Source organism: Vibrio lentus (assembly GCF_002875945.1).
Classification (GTDB): Bacteria; Pseudomonadota; Gammaproteobacteria; order Enterobacterales; family Vibrionaceae; genus Vibrio; species Vibrio apostichopi.
This window is the reverse complement of record NZ_MCZK01000185.1, coordinates 14,748-32,916: the sequence shown is the minus strand read 5'-3', so window position 1 is coordinate 32,916 and position 18,169 is coordinate 14,748. Positions and strand designations below refer to the sequence as shown.

Sequence of the window (18,169 nt, the reverse complement as noted above, 5' to 3'; positions counted from 1 at the left end):
CGACCATAGCATTGTGGACCCACCTGATTCCATGCCGAACTCAGAAGTGAAACACAATAGCGCCGATGGTAGTGTGGGGTTTCCCCATGTGAGAGTAGGACATCGCCAGGCTCCAAATTTATTTTCACTTTTTAAAAAGTGAAGACAAAAGTTTTCAGAATCGTTTTTAAACGACTCCTGAATTGCTGATATAGCTCAGCCCGGTAGAGCGCACCCTTGGTAAGGGTGAGGTCCCCAGTTCGAGTCTGGGTATCAGCACCACTATTTAGTTGGCTTGATTAATCAAGTTAACAACAGAATTTGTTTGACGACCATAGCATTGTGGACCCACCTGATTCCATGCCGAACTCAGAAGTGAAACACAATAGCGCCGATGGTAGTGTGGGGTTTCCCCATGTGAGAGTAGGACATCGTCAGGCTTAAATTGCATTATGCTGAATAGACACTGCGGAGTGGTAGTTCAGTTGGTTAGAATACCGGCCTGTCACGCCGGGGGTCGCGGGTTCGAGTCCCGTCCACTCCGCCACTTATTAGAAAGCCTAGTCTTATGACTAGGCTTTCGTCGTTTCTGGGCATCGATAATTTGGTCTTCGACCAACGAGTCCCGGTCGCCTGCGACCCCGGCCACTCCACCACTTATTTAGAAGCCTCGCTAGAAATAGCGGGGCTTTTTTACATCTGAATAATTGTATTTCTCCCTTTCGAGCGACGAATCTCGCAAAGGGTCTACCCGAAGTTCACAACACGACCGTTTCACCATTTATCAGAAAGCCTAGTCTTACGACTAGGCTTTCGTCGTTTCCAATATCATATTTGGGGTTAGACCGGCTAGTTCTGAAAAAGGTTTCCCAGCAATTCAATCACTGTTCAAAACGCTTGTTAGAAATAGCGAGGCTTTCTACATTTTGAAAATGGGCCCAGCTCATTGAGCGGCCGTGTCAATCCGGGCCATTTCAGCTCTTCTCAGGAAACCAGCCCTATAGATTAGGTCTGGTTTCTTCGATAAGGTTTCTCAGTGCGACCTACAATCCCAATAGCTTGCAATGCCTCATATCTAGATACTTATTGGAGAAGCACTGTTATCAATAACTGGGCTCTCTTATGACTCTAATCGCGAATGACCTAGATATATTTCAACTGCCTACATAACTAGCTACTGAACTTATCAAGGTATCGTAGCCAAATGTGTCGAGTTACTATAACTTTCTCCCTTGATAGATTTAGTCAAGTAGGTAGTTTCCCTAACTGTCTACCGCTATAGAGATCTACTGATCGATAGGAGAGTCCCGCTCGGTTTGTACCAGTATGTTTCGCTTAATAGGATATGAGTATCGTTATTCAGTATTGCTTATATGCTTGTCTACGAACTCAACTACTCTTTAGACCGGAATTCTTTGATGGAGATAAGAGCTTACTGTGCGTCAGAAACCTCTTTAGAGCATGGTAGAACTTGTCTGTATTAATTAACGACTCCTAGCATGCATTAACCCTAAAGCTATTTTGAGGCCTATTTGAGCACCTTGCTTAATAGGCTGAATAAAGGCTAGCAATTCCATATATAGAATTTAAGTGACTAGCAAGGTGTTGGTCTGCAGCTAATGATTAGAATAGCTAAGGCTTGAAATGACAATATTCGATCAATCACCTAGATAGAACATCTTCCGTATCCTGGTTTAGAGGAAGAATCGACTCGATCTTCGTGACGTTTTCAGGCTTTCTTTTACTGAGGTGTGCTTGTTTACTCGATATTAGTTATTGATTTGTCATCATGGGGTAGAGCGAAAAACACCTTCGCCTGTGAGTGATTTGATTTATTGCTTACGAGTTTAAGTTGCGTCTTAGTAAATACGACTAGTATAAGGTTACGTAAAGTTACCTTTGTTAGTTGGTAACCCAAATCCCCCAAGATCATGAACTGATAGTTTTGGGATCACTTCGATAAATTTATTTGGTCCAAAAGCCTTAAAGGTAGCTCTATGAAATTAAGCTTTAACTTTGAAGATGCCAGCCAGATCTTTGTCGGATCTTTTGCTTTGGCCGTACCGATTTCTTTTTCTGAAGAGGCGTGGAAGTTAGGGGAGACTTTACCTACCGCTAACTTGCTGTTGTTGTTTCTATTGTCTGCTGTATTCCTTGGCTTTTATACGTATGAAAGTGTATTCCAGAAAGATATTGTTTCTCGGTTACCGGTGTTTATTTTCAGAATTGTTATTGCTTATGTGATGACTGCATTGGTTGTTGCTTTGGTGCTGACATGTTTGGATAAGCTGCCTTTATTAAGCGATCCAATTGTATCTATCAAAAGGGTGATCGTTATTTCCATGCCAGCGTCTATGGGAGCAATCGTGGTGGATAGTTTCGATAAAGAGTGAATCGTATGTCACTTCAATTTAAGCAACCACAGAGCCTTTCTAGAGCTTATTTTGTCCATTCTTTAGCTTTTCAATTCCCGCTCCGATTTCGACTACAATTTTTCAGCAGAACACTCCTATAGATAACAAAACCAGCACGTTCGTGATGACTGACTTTTTACAAGAGTGACTAGTTTGTCGTTGTGATAGCTTGAACGGAATTAAAGAGAAGAGTCTGATTGTTTTAGAAGAGTATTAAAAGAGTTGGTTTTCGAATTAAACGGGTACTATAAAGGTGAGGGGACTGGTATGAATAAGATTGGATCTTCAGATGCAAAAAAGCCGCATCAATGATGCGGCTTCTTTTAATTGGCTCCCCTTGCAAGACTTGAACTTGCGACATACGGATTAACAGTCCGCCGTTCTACCAACTGAACTAAAGGGGAATTGATTGTTTTGTCTCTAATCAAGAGAATGGTGCCGACTACCGGAATCGAACTGGTGACCTACTGATTACAAGTCAGTTGCTCTACCTACTGAGCTAAGTCGGCATCATGAATCAAAAAGCTTATGCTTGATGATTAACTTGGCTCCCCTTGCAAGACTTGAACTTGCGACATACGGATTAACAGTCCGCCGTTCTACCAACTGAACTAAAGGGGAATTATTCTTAAAGCTTTAAAGAAATGGTGCCGACTACCGGAGTCGAACTGGTGACCTACTGATTACAAGTCAGTTGCTCTACCTACTGAGCTAAGTCGGCACATAATATTTCTTTGTGCTTTACTGTTGTTGTCTAGGACACCAACAAATAAATTGTGGTGCCCGGAGGCGGAATCGAACCACCGACACGAGGATTTTCAATCCTCTGCTCTACCGACTGAGCTATCCGGGCGACGAGGTGTATTAAACGTGTTTTCGCGTTCTGGGTCAACATTAAATTGCAAAAAAAGTATTGTTTGATGTTTTTCTATACTTAGTGGGTTGTTTTTGTTCATTTGGGGCGAAAAACCTAGGTCTAGCATGCTCTAAAAGATAGTAAAAGTACGGTTAACTACACTGAATGGGCGTCGAAATAAAAAAAGCACGTATGAAAACGTGCTTTTATATTTAAGAATTTTGTTGAGAGTTTAGTGTTTTACTTCAAACCTATTAACCCAGGCTTCTAATTCGTTAGAAAGAGAGGCGAGTGTTTGAGTGCTGTTATGACTTTCTGTCACTACATTACTCAGTTGGTTGCCACTTTCTTCGATCATATTGATACGCTTCGAAATATCATCACTCACCTGAGTCTGTTCAGCGGCGGCTGTCGCGATTTGATGACTCATTGATGAAATAGACTCTAACGCTACAACTATCTGTTGTAGTGCTTCAGAGGCATTCTGGGACTCCGTTACGGTGCTTTCACTGGTGGTCGCACACACTTCCATAGTTTTTATCGCGTTACGAGAGCCTTCTTGAAGGTTATTGATCATTAGCTGGATTTCTTTCGTGCTTGATTGTGTTCGACCAGCAAGGTTGCGAACTTCATCTGCTACAACGGCAAATCCGCGGCCTTGTTCACCAGCGCGCGCAGCTTCAATTGCCGCATTTAGCGCTAGAAGGTTAGTTTGTTCCGCAATATCACCGATGACGTCTAAGACCTTCACGATGTTATGTACATCGCTATCTAAATTAGCGACGGCTTCACTGGCTATGCCGAGCTGGCCTGCTAGGCCTTGAATGTTATCTACCGTGTTGTGAATCAGGCGCTGAGTATGTTGGCTCTGTTTATCAGCCTCATCGGTATTACGAGCAGTATCGCCAGCTGAATCAGCAACGTTGTTGGCTGAAGAGGCCATTTCCGTCATAGCTGTCGCGATCATCTCAGTCGACTGTTGCTGAGTCTCGGTCAGCTGAGCGATAGAACCTGCACGATCTTCCACACGTTGTAACTCACCTCTTAATGCTAGCATTGATGCATTAAGGTTTGAGACGAGCTCAGCTAGCGACTTACTCATCTGTTGCACGGCATGATAAATACTGCCGTTTATCGCCTGAGTCTCGAAAGAGGTTTGAATGCGGCCTTCTGCGACTGCTTGTACTGCTTCTCTTACATCTTTAGGCTCGCCGCCAAGAAGTGCCAGCATTCGCTTAATAGATACAATTAGGCTTGATAAAATAAGACCAGCAATCACTACACATAGAAACAATTGCCATTGAGCCGTTGACCAGAAACGTGCATTGACTTCATTGAACCCGATACCTGTACCTACAACCCAACCCCAGTGTGGAGTCTTCTCTGCAATAGACAGTTTTTCTTCAATCGTTCCGTCTGGAAGCTTCTGTGTCCAGGTGTACTCCACTATCTGGCCAGTGCGATTGCCAAGTACTCGTTGAATGAGTTGGCCAACGCTATTTCCATCACCGTCTTTAAAATCATTAAAGCTGGTTCCGTGCAGTTGTGGATCCAGAGGTGTCGCAACAAACGTCATGTTTTCATCCGCAACATAAACGTATTCATTGTCTTTATAAATGTTGTTACGCAGTAGGCGAGTAGCAAGCTGTTTGGCCTGCTGTTCTTCTAGAGTGCCATCAATAGCCATTTTTTCGACTTCAGTAAGAATGCTGTATGCGCTCTTAAATAGCTCTGTCACACGAGCTTTGTTGTCCATGTTACTAGCGACTCTCAAGGTCCATAAACCAGTAGCAGTTAGCGCTAGCAGAGCAATCAAGATGATGCCCGATAATAAGTAAGCTTGCGTTTTTAATTTCATATTTTCCTGCGTAGCGATTCAATAATTAGTATTAGATATAATTCATCGAATCTTAATCTAAGTCGTGTAGGGCTGATATCAGAAAAATATCAAAACATGATGAAGATTAAATTTACGAAGCAAAAAAAGTAACGGGTCGTCATGTTGTTTATTTTCATGTGACGATACGCGGCTAAAGGTGCTTAATTTCAGAGGTGGTTTAGTTTGTATCGAGAGGGTTTGAACGAATTCAAGGATGGGTACTGTCGAGATAGGAAAGGGGATGCTTTAACTTTATGGGGGTGACAGGGCTTGATGTTGAGCTAGCGGCAATACTGAATAGAGTTAGAGTTAGAGTTAGCTTTTGCTCAAACGAAAAAAAAGCCAAGTCTTTCGACTTGGCTTTCTTGAATGTGGCTCCCCTTGCAAGACTTGAACTTGCGACATACGGATTAACAGTCCGCCGTTCTACCAACTGAACTAAAGGGGAATTACTTGTCTTAACATCAGGTCTATAAAGACCATTATTTGTTAAGTACCAAATAATGGTGCCTCGAGGCGGAATCGAACCACCGACACGCGGATTTTCAATCCGCTGCTCTACCGACTGAGCTATCGAGGCAAAAGAATGGTGCCGACTACCGGAGTCGAACTGGTGACCTACTGATTACAAGTCAGTTGCTCTACCTACTGAGCTAAGTCGGCACACTAAATTCTTTGCTTTAGAAAGTAAACTCTCTAATTAAAACCTCATATAAAATGAAGTTCTTTAAAATGGCTCCCCTTGCAAGACTTGAACTTGCGACATACGGATTAACAGTCCGCCGTTCTACCAACTGAACTAAAGGGGAATTACTTGTCTCAACATCAGGTCTATAAAGACCATTATTTGTTAAGTACCAAATAATGGTGCCTCGAGGCGGAATCGAACCACCGACACGCGGATTTTCAATCCGCTGCTCTACCGACTGAGCTATCGAGGCAAAAGAATGGTGCCGACTACCGGAGTCGAACTGGTGACCTACTGATTACAAGTCAGTTGCTCTACCTACTGAGCTAAGTCGGCACACTAAATTCTTTATGCTTTTGTTCGTGTTGCTACTCCCTGTTAAAGAGTAATGACACCAACAAATCAAATTGTGGTGCCCGGAGGCGGAATCGAACCACCGACACGAGGATTTTCAATCCTCTGCTCTACCGACTGAGCTATCCGGGCAACGGAGCGCTATTAAACGGATTTTCTGCATAACCGTCAACACCTTTTTTGAAAATAATTAAAAAAAACGTTCGTTAGTTGTTTTTTTATTCAAAAGTGAGGCTTACGTTTTACCTTGGTTAAAATCTTTCTTGAATTTTGTTACTTTTTCTAAGTATCGACGCGACTCTTTGTTTGGGTGTTTCTTTGTTAGTGCCCAGTAAGCTTGACTAGGTTGCAATGAATTTAAGTCACGCATTGCCCGCTTTCTGTCCTTACTGAAGGTATTGAGTACCCCACCAGTACCGCCGTTGTATGCTGAGATCATGCTGTACTCAAGCGTTATTGGGTGCTGCACGTCCTTCAAATAACGATTTTTAAGGATGTAAAAGTACGCCGTGCCGGCATCAATGTTGTTTTCTGGATTGAATAAGTACTCAGGACTTGGTTCTCCAGGCTTCTTTTTGACGAGCTTAAAGACATCTCGGCCTGCCGTTTTTGGGACCACCTGCATAAGACCATAAGCGTTTGCCCAGCTCACAGCGTATGGGTTAAAACTGCTTTCTGTTTTGATGATTGCGTAAATCAAGTCTTCAGGAATATCATAACGTTGAGATGCGCGACGAACGATATCTGCATACTTATAGCTTCGCTTGCTGGCGTGATCGGCCACCATTGGAATTTCAACGTAATACGCTTTTTTAAAGTCGACTTCCTTGGTTTTTAGGTTATTAGCGATCAGATAATCAGCAAACTTATTAGCGCGCCATGTCCATTGGATCGGCTTCTTATCCTGATCAACGACTTGGTTATAGAGGAAAGGTTGACCTTCTAACTTGATGCTTTTGGAAGAGAATAGATCGACATTCGCAGGATCATCTGGCGTCAAAAGTGTCGTCATGATTGCATTTTTGAGGTGTTTTTTAGGATCCGTTGAAGAGACGGTTTCAACTGTGATCAGGCCTTGGCTAAAGTTTACTTCTGAACGGCTCAAGTAATTATCTATGTATTTCACATAGTTACTCTTGCCCGCCATCTTTACTTCACTGCTGCCCCAACGTTTTTGGATATTGCCAGAAAAGCTATTAATTAAAGAATCTAATGCCCCAGTGTCTTTTTCAAATTGACCGGGTAGCTCCGCTAAATTACTGACAAATCGGTTGGTTGGTTCGTAATTAACGTCATAAATGCTTTCGACAAATTCACGACTGCATCCGGTTAACAACATGGCTGTTAGGAAGTAACTTAGCTTTTTCATAGTTCCTCATACAAAAATGACATCGCAGCGTTAACCATGATGTCATTAAAATTTGCTTAAATAAATGTCTTATTCGCTTGGTGGAGTGTAGCCATCAATAACGACATCTTTACCTTCGAAAAGGAAGTTAACCATCTCAGTTTCAAGAAGTTTACGATGTTCAGGATCCATCATGTTTAGCTTCTTCTCATTGATAAGCATGGTTTGCTTGCTTTGCCATTGTCCCCAAGCTTCTTTAGAGATGTTGTCAAAGATACGCTTACCTAAGTCACCTGGGTAAAGTTGAAAATCTAGGCCTTCAGCATCTTTTTGAAGGCGAGCACAAAATACAGTGCGGCTCATAGTGGTTCCTCTTATCGCGTTCGTTGATTCAAACGTCGTCGTTCAGTTCAAAGGGTAGGCTCTCAATAAGCTGCTTTACAGGAGCGGCTAGGCCAATTTCTTCCGGTTTTGATAAGTTATACCAGAGACCTTTAGTCCCTTCCATTATCAAATCTGGTTGTTTATCTAATTTTACTAATACAGGCGTGATATCTAAGTGGTAGTGGCTGAAAGTATGTCTAAACGCAATCATGGTCTTGATCGAATCGGTTTCATTGTCTTTGACCGAACGAAGATCTAACTGATGTTCGATCTCTGCATTTTCATTTTGAGGGAAACAGAATATGCCTCCCCAGATACCAGATTGAGGGCGCTGTTCAAGCCATACTTGATTGTCGTAGTATAGAATCACAAACCATGTTTCTTTTATTGGCTTTTCTTTCTTAGGTTTTTTACCTGGGAAATCGAGCTGTCTATTGAGCTTCTTAGCTTCACACATGCTTTCAATCGGGCACAGCGTACATTTAGGCTTGCTACGGGTACAAACCATCGCTCCCATATCCATCATTGCTTGATTGTACTTATCAACATCTTGATTGGGAGTATGTGCTTCTGCGTGTTCCCACAGCTGATTTTCAACTTTCTTTTGCCCTGGCCAACCTTCTACTGCGAAGCTTCTGGCAAGAGTTCGTTTCACGTTGCCATCAAGAATCGCATGAGGGAGTTTATGAACGGAAGACAGCACTGCAGCGGCAGTTGAGCGGCCAATACCCGGTAGTGCGTTCATTTCTTCGATAGAAAGCGGAAACTTACCACCGTATTGCTCGGCAACAATCTTGGCAGCCTTGTGCAAGTTACGAGCTCGCGCGTAATAGCCAAGTCCTGTCCATAGGTGCAGCACCTCATCTTGTTCGGCGTTCGCTAGGTCAATAACCGTAGGAAAGCGTTCTAAGAAGCGTTGGTAGTATGGAATCACCGTGGCGACTTGAGTCTGCTGAAGCATGATTTCAGATAGCCAAACGGTGTAGGCGGTTTTGTTTTGTTGCCAAGGTAATTCTTTACGCCCAAAGGCGTCATACCACTTTAATATGGCGGTTGCGAAAGGAGTCACGACATGCTCTATGCTTTGCTATTATTAGGAGTGAAATTGCACCACACTTGCGGTTGGATGTAAAACAGACAAATTGTGTGGGAATTTATCCACGGAAAGACTTGCACCGGAGGCAATTCTTTGGATAATCCCCGCTTTGATTAATCAATGTGCAGGCAAAAATCAATGAGTGAAGTGACCACTAACGAATATACTGAAGACGGCAAACTGGTTCGTAAGATCCGTAGTTTTGTTCGCCGCGAAGGCCGCTTAACAAAAGGCCAAGAAAACGCGATGAACGAATGTTGGCCAACAATGGGTATCGACTACAACCCAGAACTTCTTAATTGGAAAGAAGTGTTTGGCAACGACAACCCTGTTGTACTAGAAATTGGCTTCGGTATGGGTGCATCACTGGTTGAAATGGCAAAGAATGCGCCTGAGAAAAACTTCTTAGGTATTGAAGTTCATAGTCCAGGTGTTGGTGCGTGTTTAGGTACAGCTCGCGATGCTGGCGTAACTAACCTGCGTGTAATGTGTCATGATGCAGTAGAAGTATTTGAACACATGATCCCAGACAGTAGCCTGCATACACTGCAACTGTTCTTCCCTGACCCATGGCATAAAGCTCGTCACCACAAACGTCGTATTGTTAAGGCTGAGTTTGCAGAGATGGTTCGCGGTAAGCTGCAACTTGATACTGGTATTTTCCACATGGCAACAGACTGGGAAAACTACGCAGAACATATGATTGAAGTGATGAACGTAGCTCCAGGCTTCAAGAATATCGCTGAAGATGGGGATTACATTCCTCGTCCAGACGAGCGTCCGCTAACTAAATTTGAAGCTCGTGGCCACCGTTTAGGTCATGGCGTTTGGGACATTAAGTTCAAGCGTACTAAGTAATTCTGAATCAAATTGAGTGAAGGTGAATCCGACTGAGGATTAAACCCTACACTTTATGGGATTGATTAAAGCCAACATTATTGTAATGTTGGCTTTTTTGTCCTTAGGCTTTTATTGCGATAAAGGTTTAAGGACAGAAAGTAATGTCACACCCCCTACAAAAATAACAATAAAGAAGTAAGCACACATGAAACCAACTCAAGCTATTTTGGCCGAGATTTTAGATGAAGTTCGCCCTTTAATTGGTCAGGGAAAGGTCGCCGATTATATTCCGGCATTGGCTCGTGTATCGAACCAGAAACTGGCGATTGCGGTATATACCAATGAAGGTGAGGTTATTCAAGCTGGCGATGCCGATGAAGCCTTTTCTGTGCAATCAATATCTAAAGCTTTAAGCCTGACGTTGGCGATGGTGTTGTATAAGCCTGAAGAGATATGGCAGCGAGTAGGGAAGGAGCCTTCAGGGCAAGCCTTTAATTCGATGATTCAGCTTGAGATGGAGCACGGCATCCCTCGTAACCCGTTCATCAATGCGGGGGCAATTGTCGTTGCAGACCTACTACAAAGCCGTTTATCAGCACCAAGACACCGTTTATTAGAATTTGTGCGTCAGCTATCAGGTGATACTCATATTGTGTATGACAAGGTTGTGGCAGCTTCTGAGATGATGCACAGCGATCGTAATGCTGCTATCGCTTATTTGATGCGTTCATTTGGTAATTTTGAGAACGATGTTATCCCCGTACTCAACAATTACTTTCATGCTTGTGCGCTTAAAATGACCTGTGTTGACTTGGCGAAGACCTTTAGCTATTTGGCGAACAAAGGTGTATCGGTTCAGACCAAGAAAGAGATCATCACGCCAGTTCAAACCAAACAACTGAATGCTTTGCTTGCCACATGTGGTTTGTACGATGGGGCGGGAGAGTTTGCTTATCGTGTTGGTATGCCAGGAAAGTCTGGTGTGGGCGGCGGGATTATTGCGATTGTTCCTGGCGAAATGACGATCGCGGTGTGGTCTCCAGAATTAGACGCATCGGGTAATTCACTGGCGGGAACTCAGGCTTTAGAATTACTATCTGAGCGTATTGGTCGTTCTATTTTTTAGAAGAAAGATGCGAGATGCGAGCACGGACTTCGTCCTATAGAGCGCTTCGCTTCGAGAAAGGTTCTTACAATAAAAAGGGTTGACCCTAAAGCCAACCCTTATGCAATACTTCTCGAATCTCGAATCTCGCTCTATTCGTCTTCTTCAGCCATAAAGGCTTCAAGCAAATCGTTTAGGAACAGTTTCCCTTTTTCAGTGATCTGCCAATGGCTGTTGGTTTCATTAAGATAACCGAGCTCTTTGGCCCACTCTATCGTTGGCTGAATCGAGTCAAACTCTAACCCAGTCGTATCAATGAAGTCTTGTTTTGGACACGCTTCCATTAGCCTGAAGCGGTTCATGAAGAACTCAAAAGGGCGATCCTCATTTGGGACTTCAAGTTCATCCGACAGATAGGGCTTCACCAGATTCTGATACGCTGCTAGGTAGCCTCTAGGGTGTTTAACCTTAGTAGTGCGAACAATACGTCCATCTGCAAAGCTCAGCTTGCCATGAGAGCCACAGCCAATACCTAGGTAGTCACCAAAGCGCCAGTAGTTGAGATTATGCTGACACTGATACCCTGGCTTGCTATAGCCTGAAATTTCGTACTGTACATAACCTGCGTCTGCGAGCTTCTTATGGCCTAAGTCGAAGATATCCCAAAGGTCATCATCGTCAGGCAGCTTGGGTGTTTTGTAATAGAACATGGTGTTAGGTTCTATTGTTAGCTGATACCAAGATAAGTGTGGAGGATTGAGATCGATCGCTTTGTCCAAATCAGCCAAAGCCTGATCAATGCTTTGATCGGGCAAGCCGTGCATTAGATCTAGGTTGAAGCTATTCAATCCAATCTTATGCGCTAAATGAGCCGCATTCACTGCTTCATCTTGACCATGAATACGGCCAAGCCTTTCCAGTTTCTCTTGCTCAAAACTTTGTACGCCTACTGAGATTCGAGTAATCCCTGCCTTCTGGTAACCTGCGAAACGTTCAGCCTCGATGGTGCCCGGGTTGGCTTCCATGGTGATTTCTATTTCAGGTTTGAACGGGATGCGTTGTTCAATACCTTGTAGTAATCGACCTATTCCTTCTGGAGAAAATAGACTCGGCGTGCCGCCACCAATAAAGATCGAATGCAATGGGCGAGGCGCGCCATTGAGTTGGTATTTTTCGATATCGGTATCGAGATCCTCAAGCAGTGCATCGATGTACTCTTTTTCAGGAATCTCAGCTTTGAGAGCGTGAGAGTTAAAATCACAATACGGACACTTTTGTACACACCATGGGATGTGGACATAAAGGCTAAGTGCGGGTGGTATAAGCGCTGCATTGTGCATTACAGAGCTTGCTCCTTGAGAGTCTTAAATAATGACGCAAGGGCTTTACCACGGTGTGACAGTTGCTTCTTACGTGACGATTCAAGCTCTGCTGAGGCGCAGTTATCTTCTGGCACAAAGAAGACAGGATCGTAGCCAAAGCCATTCTCACCGTGTTCTTCAGTCAAAATACGACCTTCCCATTTGCCGTGACACACCAATGGTGTTGGATCGTTTTCGTGACGCATTAGCACCAACACACAGTGGAAACGAGCGGTCCGCTTTTCAATAGTCACTTCTTGCATGGCATCTAACAGCTTTTCGATATTCTGCTGATCAGTCGCCCCTTCACCTGAGTAACGCGCTGAGTAGATACCGGGTGCACCATTAAGGTAATCAACCTCTAAGCCAGAATCGTCAGCAATGGCAGGGAGCCCCGTCTCTTTCGCAGCGTGGCGAGCTTTGATGATGGCATTTTCAATGAAAGTTGTTCCCGTTTCAGCGACTTCTGAAACGTTAAACTCACTTTGCGCGACAACGTCGAAACCAAACTCAGACAGAATATCTGCCATCTCGCGAACTTTGCCTTGGTTGCCTGTTGCTAAAACAATCTTACTCATGGGGATGTGGCTCTAATAAGTTAATGACTAGAAAAGTGAGCTTTGAAGCTACTCTTCTATATAGAATTTTTGTGTGAAACGCAGTGGACCTGTGCCTTTCAAACCTGCGTTAACATCAATATTAAAAGTGATGTTTTCTTCGTGAGTGATAGGGAACTCTGCAAGGTAATAAATCGCATCGCCTTCCTTTATTTCACGGAAGTTAAGCGTGCGAGTGTTACCTACTAGGTTTCGTGCTGTTCCCGTAATTTTAGCCGTTGTTGCAGGCTTGCCTAGGGAAGCGTTGTCTAGCACGCTGATATTTAGAATCGCTGAGTATCCGTTTCGTTTCAGCTTATATTGCTTAGCAACCTGCGCAGTTAAAAACGTGGAATTGAAAGCCGAGTAATGAACCTCGACATCCTTGATACTTTTAAACTGTCCTGCCGAGCTTGGTAGGGCAATCAGAGCGGTGAGTAGTGCTGTTATCCATAGACGCATAATGACTCCAATAAATAGCAAAAAGCCATCATAGGATGGCTTTGACTTCAGTTGGGATCTGGCTTGGTGAGCATATTCGAACTTGCTTATGCCGACCGAGCTCTCCCTTTTCTATCTTAATTTGCCCTTTAGCGACCTTAAATTGTTTCGCAAGGTATTTCGCTAAGTGAGCATTTGCTTTGCCATCAACCGGTGGTGCAGTAATGGCAATTTTCAGTTCCTCTCCGTGCAAGCCGACAATCTTGTCTCGGCTTGCTTTGGGTTGGATATAGAGCCTAAGAAGAATATCTTCTTCTTCGGCCCAAACTGCTTTTGGCATCGTCAAAGTACCTGATGTTCGTACTTGAATTATAGCTGATACCAAATAGGACCGATCATGTCGCCCATTAGGAAGTTCGCAAATTGCAGAACAATGAACAGAACAAGCACACTTAGGTCGAAGCCACCCATATCAGGAAGGATACGGCGAATTGGCGTTAGCATTGGTTCTGTTAACTGATGGAATACGTATTCGATTGGGCTACGTCCTTGGCTAACCCAACTCAGGATTGCACGGATTAGTAGAACCCAGAAAATTAAGCCACCCGCCGCTTTGAGCAGAGATAGTGCGCCAAAGATCAGGAAGCTAATATCAAATACAGCCGCACCGCCAGAGATAATCAAATTTAGAGCGACGAACTTAAGTACACACAGCACGTAAGCGAAAACAACAGTCGCCAGGTCAAGGCTGCCTATTGATGGAATCACTCGGCGTAGTGGGGCAACAACCGGTTGTGTCGCTTTTACGATAAATTGTGAGAATGGGTTGTAGAAATCTGCACGTGATGCTTGTAGCCAGATACGCAAGATCACAACCATGATGTAAAGATCAAAAACGGTCGAGATCAGAAAGCTCATCGAATTCATATTGTTTCCTTTTTCGGATTTACTTGCCGCTAGGTATAACCCGAACGGCACAATGCTTTTGTACTGTAACGAGTATTAAAACAGTTTTTCCATCTCTTCAGCTCGAGCAACCGCCGCTTGCATGGCTTTGGCTACAATGTCTGATAGTTGATGGTCGTTAAACGTGCGTAATGCTTCTGCGGTCGTGCCGCCTTTTGAAGTCACTTGTTCACGCAGTGTAGATAATTCAGTATTTGGATTCGCTACCACCATCTCTGCTGCGCCTAATGCAGACTGCTGCACTAACTTACGAGCGGTTTCTTGATCGAAGCCTTGGTTGATTGCCTCAGCTTGCATCGCTTCCATAAACAGGAAGAAGTAAGCTGGAGCACTTCCTGCCGCCGCAATGATGTTATTGATACCGGACTCTTGTTCAACCCAGCTTACTTCACCTACGGCTTGCATTAGCTGAGAAGCAAAGTCTTTATCATCTTGGCTAACCGTTGAGTCAGCATAAAGACCGCTCATCCCTTTACCAAGCAGTGATGGCGTGTTTGGCATCACACGAACAAGGTTCAGTTGGCAGTTTAACATCTCATTGAGTCGATTCGCATTAATACCCGCAGCAATTGAGATAACCAGTTTGTTGCTAAAGTCGATGCTTTGTAAGGGTTTACATACATCAGCCATCATTTGTGGCTTCACTGATAATACAACAACGTCTGCTTGCTCAGCTGCGGCAATATTATCGCTGGTGGTATTGATGCCGTATTCTTGCTCTAACGGCAGCCTTCTGGTGTCTGAAGGTGCTGTTGCAGTAATCTTTTGCGCTGGGTAACCACTCGCCACTAAGCCCGCTACAATTGAGCGAACCATATTTCCCGCCCCAATAAAGGCGATGTTCTTATGTTCCATATATAAAATCCTGAGCGTGTCGCTGCGCGGTTAAAGCGAAGCGGTATCAATACTTATCGTCGACTTTTGGTCGCTAACTATTTGCTATTTCGCGTAATCACGAGCACCGAAAATAGCCGTTCCAATACGAACCATGGTGCTACCAGCCTCAACTGCTGCATCCATATCACCACTCATACCCATCGAAAGGGTATCTATGTTTGGATACTTCGCGGCTAGCTTGTCTTTAAGCTCTGCCAGTCGCGAAAATGCATTAAGCTGTGATTGATAGTCAGATACGTTTGCAGGAATCGACATCAATCCTCTTAAGGTGAGGTTCGGAAGCGACGAAATCAACTCCGCGAGTGCAAAAACTGTCTCTTCTGACGTTCCTGATTTCGAATCTTCACCACTGGTGTTCACTTGAATGAGTACTTGTAGAGGTGGAAGCTCGTTTGGTCGCTGATCATTAAGCCTTTGCGCGATTTTATCGCGATCGACAGAATGCACCCACTGGAAGCTTTCTGCGATAGGGCGGGTTTTATTGGATTGAATTGGGCCAATAAAATGCCATTCTAAATTTAGGTTAGAATGTTGTTCTGAAAAGTGTTTTACTTTATCGACACCTTCTTGAACATAGTTTTCACCAAAGGCAACTTGGCCTCCGAGTGCGGCTTCTAGAATCGCATCAATAGGTTTAGTTTTGCTGACGGCTAAAAGTTGCACGGAGTCTGGAGCTCGTCCGCACTTTTGCTCAGCACTACGAATCTGTGAGGTGATTTGTTCGATATTTTGTTGAATACTACTCATAGCTGACTTTACTTAAGGGAAAATAAATGGATATCACTGAGTTACTAGATTTTAGTGTAAAGCATAACGCGTCAGATCTACATCTTTCTGCGGGTGTATCTCCAATGGTACGTATAGATGGTGAAGTAAGGAAGCTTGGAATACCAGCTTTGAGTCATGCTGATGTGCATCGTTTGGTTTTTGAGATCATGAGTGATTCACAACGCGGTGAGTTTGAAGAAAAACTGGAAGTCGACTTCTCTTTTGAATTACCCAACGTTGGTCGTTTCCGTGTTAATGCTTTTAACCAATCTCGTGGCTGCTCTGCTGTATTTCGTACCATTCCAGTAGAGATTCCTACCCTTGAACAGCTAGGGGCTCCTGAGATCTTTGAAAGAATATCTAATTACGAAAAAGGTTTAGTCTTGGTCACAGGGCCGACTGGTTCAGGCAAGTCGACAACTTTGGCTGCGATGGTGGATTACGTTAACCGTAACCATAATAAGCATATATTGACGATTGAAGACCCGATCGAATTTGTTCATACCAACAACAAATGCCTAATCAACCAACGAGAAGTGCACCGCGACACTCACAGCTTCAAAGCGGCGTTACGTAGTGCGTTACGTGAAGATCCAGACGTAATCCTTGTGGGCGAGCTTCGTGACCAAGAAACGATCAGCTTAGCGTTAACCGCAGCAGAAACAGGCCACTTAGTGTTTGGTACCTTGCACACGAGCTCTGCGGCAAAAACCATAGACCGCATTATCGATGTATTCCCGGGTAGTGACAAAGATATGGTGCGTTCAATGCTGTCTGAATCGTTACGTTCAGTGATTGCTCAGAAGCTGTTAAAGCGTGTTGGTGGCGGTCGTGTAGCTTGTCATGAAATCATGATGGCGACACCTGCGATCAGAAACTTGATTCGTGAAGATAAGGTCGCGCAGATGTATTCGATTATTCAAACGGGCGCGGCACACGGTATGCAGACCATGGAGCAAAATGCGAAGCAGTTGATGGCTCAAGGCCTAGTTGATTCAGAAGAGGTCGAGAAAAAGATCGAAATTGAAACCTCAATGTTTTAATCAAGGTGAACAAAATGGAATTGAATCAAATTCTTGATGGGATGCTATCTCAAAAAGCTTCGGATCTTTATATCACTGTCGATGCGCCTATTTTATTTCGTGTCGATGGTGAACTGCGACCTCAAGGCGAGAAGTTGAATGCGGCTCAGGTCGGACAGTTGCTTGACGCGATGATGGATCAAGACCGACGTGATGAATATCAGCAAACGCGTGAGGCTAATTTTGCCATAGTGCGTGATTTTGGTCGTTTTCGAGTGAGTGCGTTTTTTCAGCGAGAGCTACCAGGAGCGGTCATTCGTCGTATCGAAACTAACATCCCAACCTTTGAGCAATTAAAGCTTCCTGATGTACTGCAAGACCTTTCAATCGCAAAGCGTGGACTTGTGCTGGTGGTTGGGGCGACGGGTTCAGGTAAATCGACTTCAATGGCTGCAATGACGGGTTATCGAAATACTAACCGCTCGGGGCATATCTTGACGGTTGAAGACCCAATTGAATTCGTTCACGAACATAAAAAATGTATCGTGACTCAACGTGAGGTTGGGCTCGACACCGAGAGTTATGAAGTTGCGCTTAAGAACTCTTTGCGTCAAGCACCTGATATGATCTTGATTGGCGAAATCCGTAGCCGTGAAACTATGGAATACGCGATGACCTTTGCTGAAACGGGTCATTTGTGTATGGCAACCTTACACGCCAATAACGCTAACCAAGCGTTAGAACGTATTCTCCACTTGGTGCCTAAAGAACAGAAAGAACAGTTCTTGTTTGATTTGTCGATGAACCTACGTGGTGTGGTCGCTCAGCAATTAATCCGAGATAAGAATGGCAGTGGTCGTCATGGTGTGTTTGAGATTCTACTCAACAGCCCACGAGTGTCTGACTTGATTCGCCGTGGTGAGTTACATGAGCTAAAAGCAACGATGGCGAAATCGAAAGAGATTGGGATGCAGACCTTTGACCAAGCTTTGTATGATTTAGTCGTTGCTGGCAAGATTAGCGAAGAAGATGCGTTCCACAGTGCAGATTCAGCCAATGACTTGCGCTTGATGTTGAAAACAAGACGTGGCGATAATGACTACGGGACTGGCGCTTTGTCTGGCGTTAAGATTGATATGGGGTAGCTTGTTTTACTAACTTTCAAGGGACTGACT

The 18,169-nt window shown here is 44.1% G+C and carries 16 protein-coding genes, 14 tRNA genes and 2 rRNA genes; 9 read left to right on the top strand and 23 right to left on the bottom strand.

What is annotated here, in order from left to right:
* From rrf (BCT49_RS25580) to BCT49_RS25560, 5 genes are all read left to right on the top strand, one after another.
* A 5S ribosomal RNA gene (rrf, locus tag BCT49_RS25580) occupies window positions 1–111 on the top strand; the annotation flags it as partial.
* A 73-nt stretch (window positions 112–184) separates the two neighbouring features.
* A tRNA-Thr gene (locus BCT49_RS25575) sits at window positions 185–261 on the top strand.
* Between the two features lie 42 nt (window positions 262–303).
* Window positions 304–419: ribosomal RNA gene (gene rrf, locus BCT49_RS25570) — 5S ribosomal RNA — on the top strand.
* A gap of 30 nt (window positions 420–449) precedes the next feature.
* Window positions 450–526: transfer RNA gene (locus BCT49_RS25565), tRNA-Asp, on the top strand.
* A gap of 1,450 nt (window positions 527–1,976) precedes the next feature.
* On the top strand, window positions 1,977–2,372 hold the full coding sequence (locus BCT49_RS25560; RefSeq protein WP_017105091.1) for a DUF2391 family protein: 396 nt from the start codon (window positions 1,977–1,979) through the stop codon (window positions 2,370–2,372).
* Between the two features lie 349 nt (window positions 2,373–2,721).
* Here BCT49_RS25560 and BCT49_RS25555 read toward each other — a convergent pair.
* From BCT49_RS25555 to mutY, 16 genes are all read right to left on the bottom strand, one after another.
* Window positions 2,722–2,797 (bottom strand) — tRNA-Asn (locus tag BCT49_RS25555).
* Between the two features lie 29 nt (window positions 2,798–2,826).
* Window positions 2,827–2,902, bottom strand: a tRNA-Thr gene (locus tag BCT49_RS25550).
* Between the two features lie 36 nt (window positions 2,903–2,938).
* Window positions 2,939–3,014 (bottom strand) — tRNA-Asn (locus BCT49_RS25545).
* Window positions 3,015–3,038: 24 nt separating this feature from the next.
* Window positions 3,039–3,114, bottom strand: a tRNA-Thr gene (locus tag BCT49_RS25540).
* A gap of 56 nt (window positions 3,115–3,170) precedes the next feature.
* Window positions 3,171–3,246: transfer RNA gene (locus BCT49_RS25535), tRNA-Phe, on the bottom strand.
* 235 nt (window positions 3,247–3,481) lie between these two features.
* The gene (locus BCT49_RS25530; protein ID WP_102439176.1) at window positions 3,482–5,107 is read right to left on the bottom strand and encodes a methyl-accepting chemotaxis protein; all 1,626 of its coding nucleotides are present in this window, start codon (window positions 5,105–5,107) and stop codon (window positions 3,482–3,484) included.
* A 393-nt stretch (window positions 5,108–5,500) separates the two neighbouring features.
* Window positions 5,501–5,576: transfer RNA gene (locus BCT49_RS25525), tRNA-Asn, on the bottom strand.
* A 56-nt stretch (window positions 5,577–5,632) separates the two neighbouring features.
* Window positions 5,633–5,708, bottom strand: a tRNA-Phe gene (locus BCT49_RS25520).
* Between the two features lie 7 nt (window positions 5,709–5,715).
* Window positions 5,716–5,791 (bottom strand) — tRNA-Thr (locus BCT49_RS25515).
* Between the two features lie 70 nt (window positions 5,792–5,861).
* Window positions 5,862–5,937: transfer RNA gene (locus BCT49_RS25510), tRNA-Asn, on the bottom strand.
* 56 nt (window positions 5,938–5,993) lie between these two features.
* Window positions 5,994–6,069, bottom strand: a tRNA-Phe gene (locus BCT49_RS25505).
* A 7-nt stretch (window positions 6,070–6,076) separates the two neighbouring features.
* Window positions 6,077–6,152 (bottom strand) — tRNA-Thr (locus BCT49_RS25500).
* A gap of 74 nt (window positions 6,153–6,226) precedes the next feature.
* Window positions 6,227–6,302 (bottom strand) — tRNA-Phe (locus tag BCT49_RS25495).
* Window positions 6,303–6,405: 103 nt separating this feature from the next.
* The gene (mltC, locus tag BCT49_RS25490; protein ID WP_102439174.1) at window positions 6,406–7,539 is read right to left on the bottom strand and encodes a membrane-bound lytic murein transglycosylase MltC; all 1,134 of its coding nucleotides are present in this window, start codon (window positions 7,537–7,539) and stop codon (window positions 6,406–6,408) included.
* Between the two features lie 69 nt (window positions 7,540–7,608).
* Window positions 7,609–7,881 carry an oxidative damage protection protein gene (locus tag BCT49_RS25485; RefSeq protein WP_004735465.1) on the bottom strand — a complete coding sequence of 91 codons (273 nt, stop codon included), beginning with the start codon at window positions 7,879–7,881 and terminating at the stop codon, window positions 7,609–7,611.
* A gap of 28 nt (window positions 7,882–7,909) precedes the next feature.
* The gene (gene mutY, locus BCT49_RS25480; protein ID WP_102439172.1) at window positions 7,910–8,971 is read right to left on the bottom strand and encodes an A/G-specific adenine glycosylase; all 1,062 of its coding nucleotides are present in this window, start codon (window positions 8,969–8,971) and stop codon (window positions 7,910–7,912) included.
* A gap of 165 nt (window positions 8,972–9,136) precedes the next feature.
* On the opposite strand from mutY, the gene trmB reads away from it, so the two are divergent.
* The gene (trmB, locus tag BCT49_RS25475) at window positions 9,137–9,856 is read left to right on the top strand and encodes a tRNA (guanosine(46)-N7)-methyltransferase TrmB (protein ID WP_029222028.1); all 720 of its coding nucleotides are present in this window, start codon (window positions 9,137–9,139) and stop codon (window positions 9,854–9,856) included.
* A 187-nt stretch (window positions 9,857–10,043) separates the two neighbouring features.
* Window positions 10,044–10,964, top strand: a complete 921-nt coding sequence (glsB, locus tag BCT49_RS25470) for a glutaminase B (protein ID WP_009847707.1) — start codon at window positions 10,044–10,046, stop codon at window positions 10,962–10,964.
* A gap of 131 nt (window positions 10,965–11,095) precedes the next feature.
* Here glsB and hemW read toward each other — a convergent pair whose 3' ends face one another.
* The 7 genes from hemW to BCT49_RS25435 all read right to left on the bottom strand — a co-directional run bounded on the left by hemW (window position 11,096) and on the right by BCT49_RS25435 (window position 15,951).
* A complete protein-coding gene (gene hemW / locus BCT49_RS25465; RefSeq protein WP_102439170.1) occupies window positions 11,096–12,283 on the bottom strand; it encodes a radical SAM family heme chaperone HemW in 1,188 nt (395 codons plus the stop codon).
* Window positions 12,283–12,882, bottom strand: a complete 600-nt coding sequence (locus BCT49_RS25460) for an XTP/dITP diphosphatase (RefSeq protein WP_102439168.1) — start codon at window positions 12,880–12,882, stop codon at window positions 12,283–12,285. The genes hemW and BCT49_RS25460 overlap by 1 nt, the downstream gene beginning before the upstream one ends.
* A 48-nt stretch (window positions 12,883–12,930) precedes the next feature.
* Complete coding sequence (locus BCT49_RS25455; RefSeq protein ID WP_004735472.1) at window positions 12,931–13,362, bottom strand: DUF4426 domain-containing protein; 432 nt, start codon at window positions 13,360–13,362, stop codon at window positions 12,931–12,933.
* Window positions 13,363–13,390: 28 nt separating this feature from the next.
* Window positions 13,391–13,681, bottom strand: coding sequence for a DUF167 family protein YggU (gene yggU, locus BCT49_RS25450; RefSeq protein WP_016798773.1), 291 nt, complete (start codon window positions 13,679–13,681; stop codon window positions 13,391–13,393).
* Between the two features lie 29 nt (window positions 13,682–13,710).
* Complete coding sequence (locus BCT49_RS25445) at window positions 13,711–14,268, bottom strand: YggT family protein (RefSeq protein ID WP_004735475.1); 558 nt, start codon at window positions 14,266–14,268, stop codon at window positions 13,711–13,713.
* 75 nt (window positions 14,269–14,343) lie between these two features.
* A complete protein-coding gene (gene proC / locus BCT49_RS25440) occupies window positions 14,344–15,162 on the bottom strand; it encodes a pyrroline-5-carboxylate reductase (RefSeq protein ID WP_102439166.1) in 819 nt (272 codons plus the stop codon).
* Between the two features lie 84 nt (window positions 15,163–15,246).
* Window positions 15,247–15,951, bottom strand: coding sequence for a YggS family pyridoxal phosphate-dependent enzyme (locus tag BCT49_RS25435; RefSeq protein ID WP_102439164.1), 705 nt, complete (start codon window positions 15,949–15,951; stop codon window positions 15,247–15,249).
* Window positions 15,952–15,977: 26 nt separating this feature from the next.
* Between BCT49_RS25435 and BCT49_RS25430 the strand changes: the two genes are divergently transcribed.
* The gene (locus BCT49_RS25430; protein WP_004735478.1) at window positions 15,978–17,015 is read left to right on the top strand and encodes a type IV pilus twitching motility protein PilT; all 1,038 of its coding nucleotides are present in this window, start codon (window positions 15,978–15,980) and stop codon (window positions 17,013–17,015) included.
* A gap of 14 nt (window positions 17,016–17,029) precedes the next feature.
* Window positions 17,030–18,139 carry a PilT/PilU family type 4a pilus ATPase gene (locus BCT49_RS25425; protein ID WP_102439163.1) on the top strand — a complete coding sequence of 370 codons (1,110 nt, stop codon included), beginning with the start codon at window positions 17,030–17,032 and terminating at the stop codon, window positions 18,137–18,139.
* Window positions 18,140–18,169 lie beyond the last annotated feature (30 nt).

What these genes read in the sequence shown, in the direction of transcription:
- BCT49_RS25425 (WP_102439163.1), top strand. Translation starts at nt 17,030, where the DNA reads ATGGAATTGAATCAAATTCTTGATGGGATGCTATCTCAAAAAGCTTCG.
- hemW (WP_102439170.1), bottom strand. Translation starts at nt 12,283, where the DNA reads ATGCACAATGCAGCGCTTATACCACCCGCACTTAGCCTTTATGTCCAC.
- BCT49_RS25445 (WP_004735475.1), bottom strand. Translation starts at nt 14,268, where the DNA reads ATGAATTCGATGAGCTTTCTGATCTCGACCGTTTTTGATCTTTACATC.
- mltC (WP_102439174.1), bottom strand. Translation starts at nt 7,539, where the DNA reads ATGAAAAAGCTAAGTTACTTCCTAACAGCCATGTTGTTAACCGGATGC.
- BCT49_RS25430 (WP_004735478.1), top strand. Translation starts at nt 15,978, where the DNA reads ATGGATATCACTGAGTTACTAGATTTTAGTGTAAAGCATAACGCGTCA.
- proC (WP_102439166.1), bottom strand. Translation starts at nt 15,162, where the DNA reads ATGGAACATAAGAACATCGCCTTTATTGGGGCGGGAAATATGGTTCGC.
- BCT49_RS25435 (WP_102439164.1), bottom strand. Translation starts at nt 15,951, where the DNA reads ATGAGTAGTATTCAACAAAATATCGAACAAATCACCTCACAGATTCGT.
- BCT49_RS25455 (WP_004735472.1), bottom strand. Translation starts at nt 13,362, where the DNA reads ATGCGTCTATGGATAACAGCACTACTCACCGCTCTGATTGCCCTACCA.
- BCT49_RS25485 (WP_004735465.1), bottom strand. Translation starts at nt 7,881, where the DNA reads ATGAGCCGCACTGTATTTTGTGCTCGCCTTCAAAAAGATGCTGAAGGC.
- yggU (WP_016798773.1), bottom strand. Translation starts at nt 13,681, where the DNA reads ATGCCAAAAGCAGTTTGGGCCGAAGAAGAAGATATTCTTCTTAGGCTC.
- trmB (WP_029222028.1), top strand. Translation starts at nt 9,137, where the DNA reads ATGAGTGAAGTGACCACTAACGAATATACTGAAGACGGCAAACTGGTT.
- glsB (WP_009847707.1), top strand. Translation starts at nt 10,044, where the DNA reads ATGAAACCAACTCAAGCTATTTTGGCCGAGATTTTAGATGAAGTTCGC.
- BCT49_RS25560 (WP_017105091.1), top strand. Translation starts at nt 1,977, where the DNA reads ATGAAATTAAGCTTTAACTTTGAAGATGCCAGCCAGATCTTTGTCGGA.
- BCT49_RS25530 (WP_102439176.1), bottom strand. Translation starts at nt 5,107, where the DNA reads ATGAAATTAAAAACGCAAGCTTACTTATTATCGGGCATCATCTTGATT.
- BCT49_RS25460 (WP_102439168.1), bottom strand. Translation starts at nt 12,882, where the DNA reads ATGAGTAAGATTGTTTTAGCAACAGGCAACCAAGGCAAAGTTCGCGAG.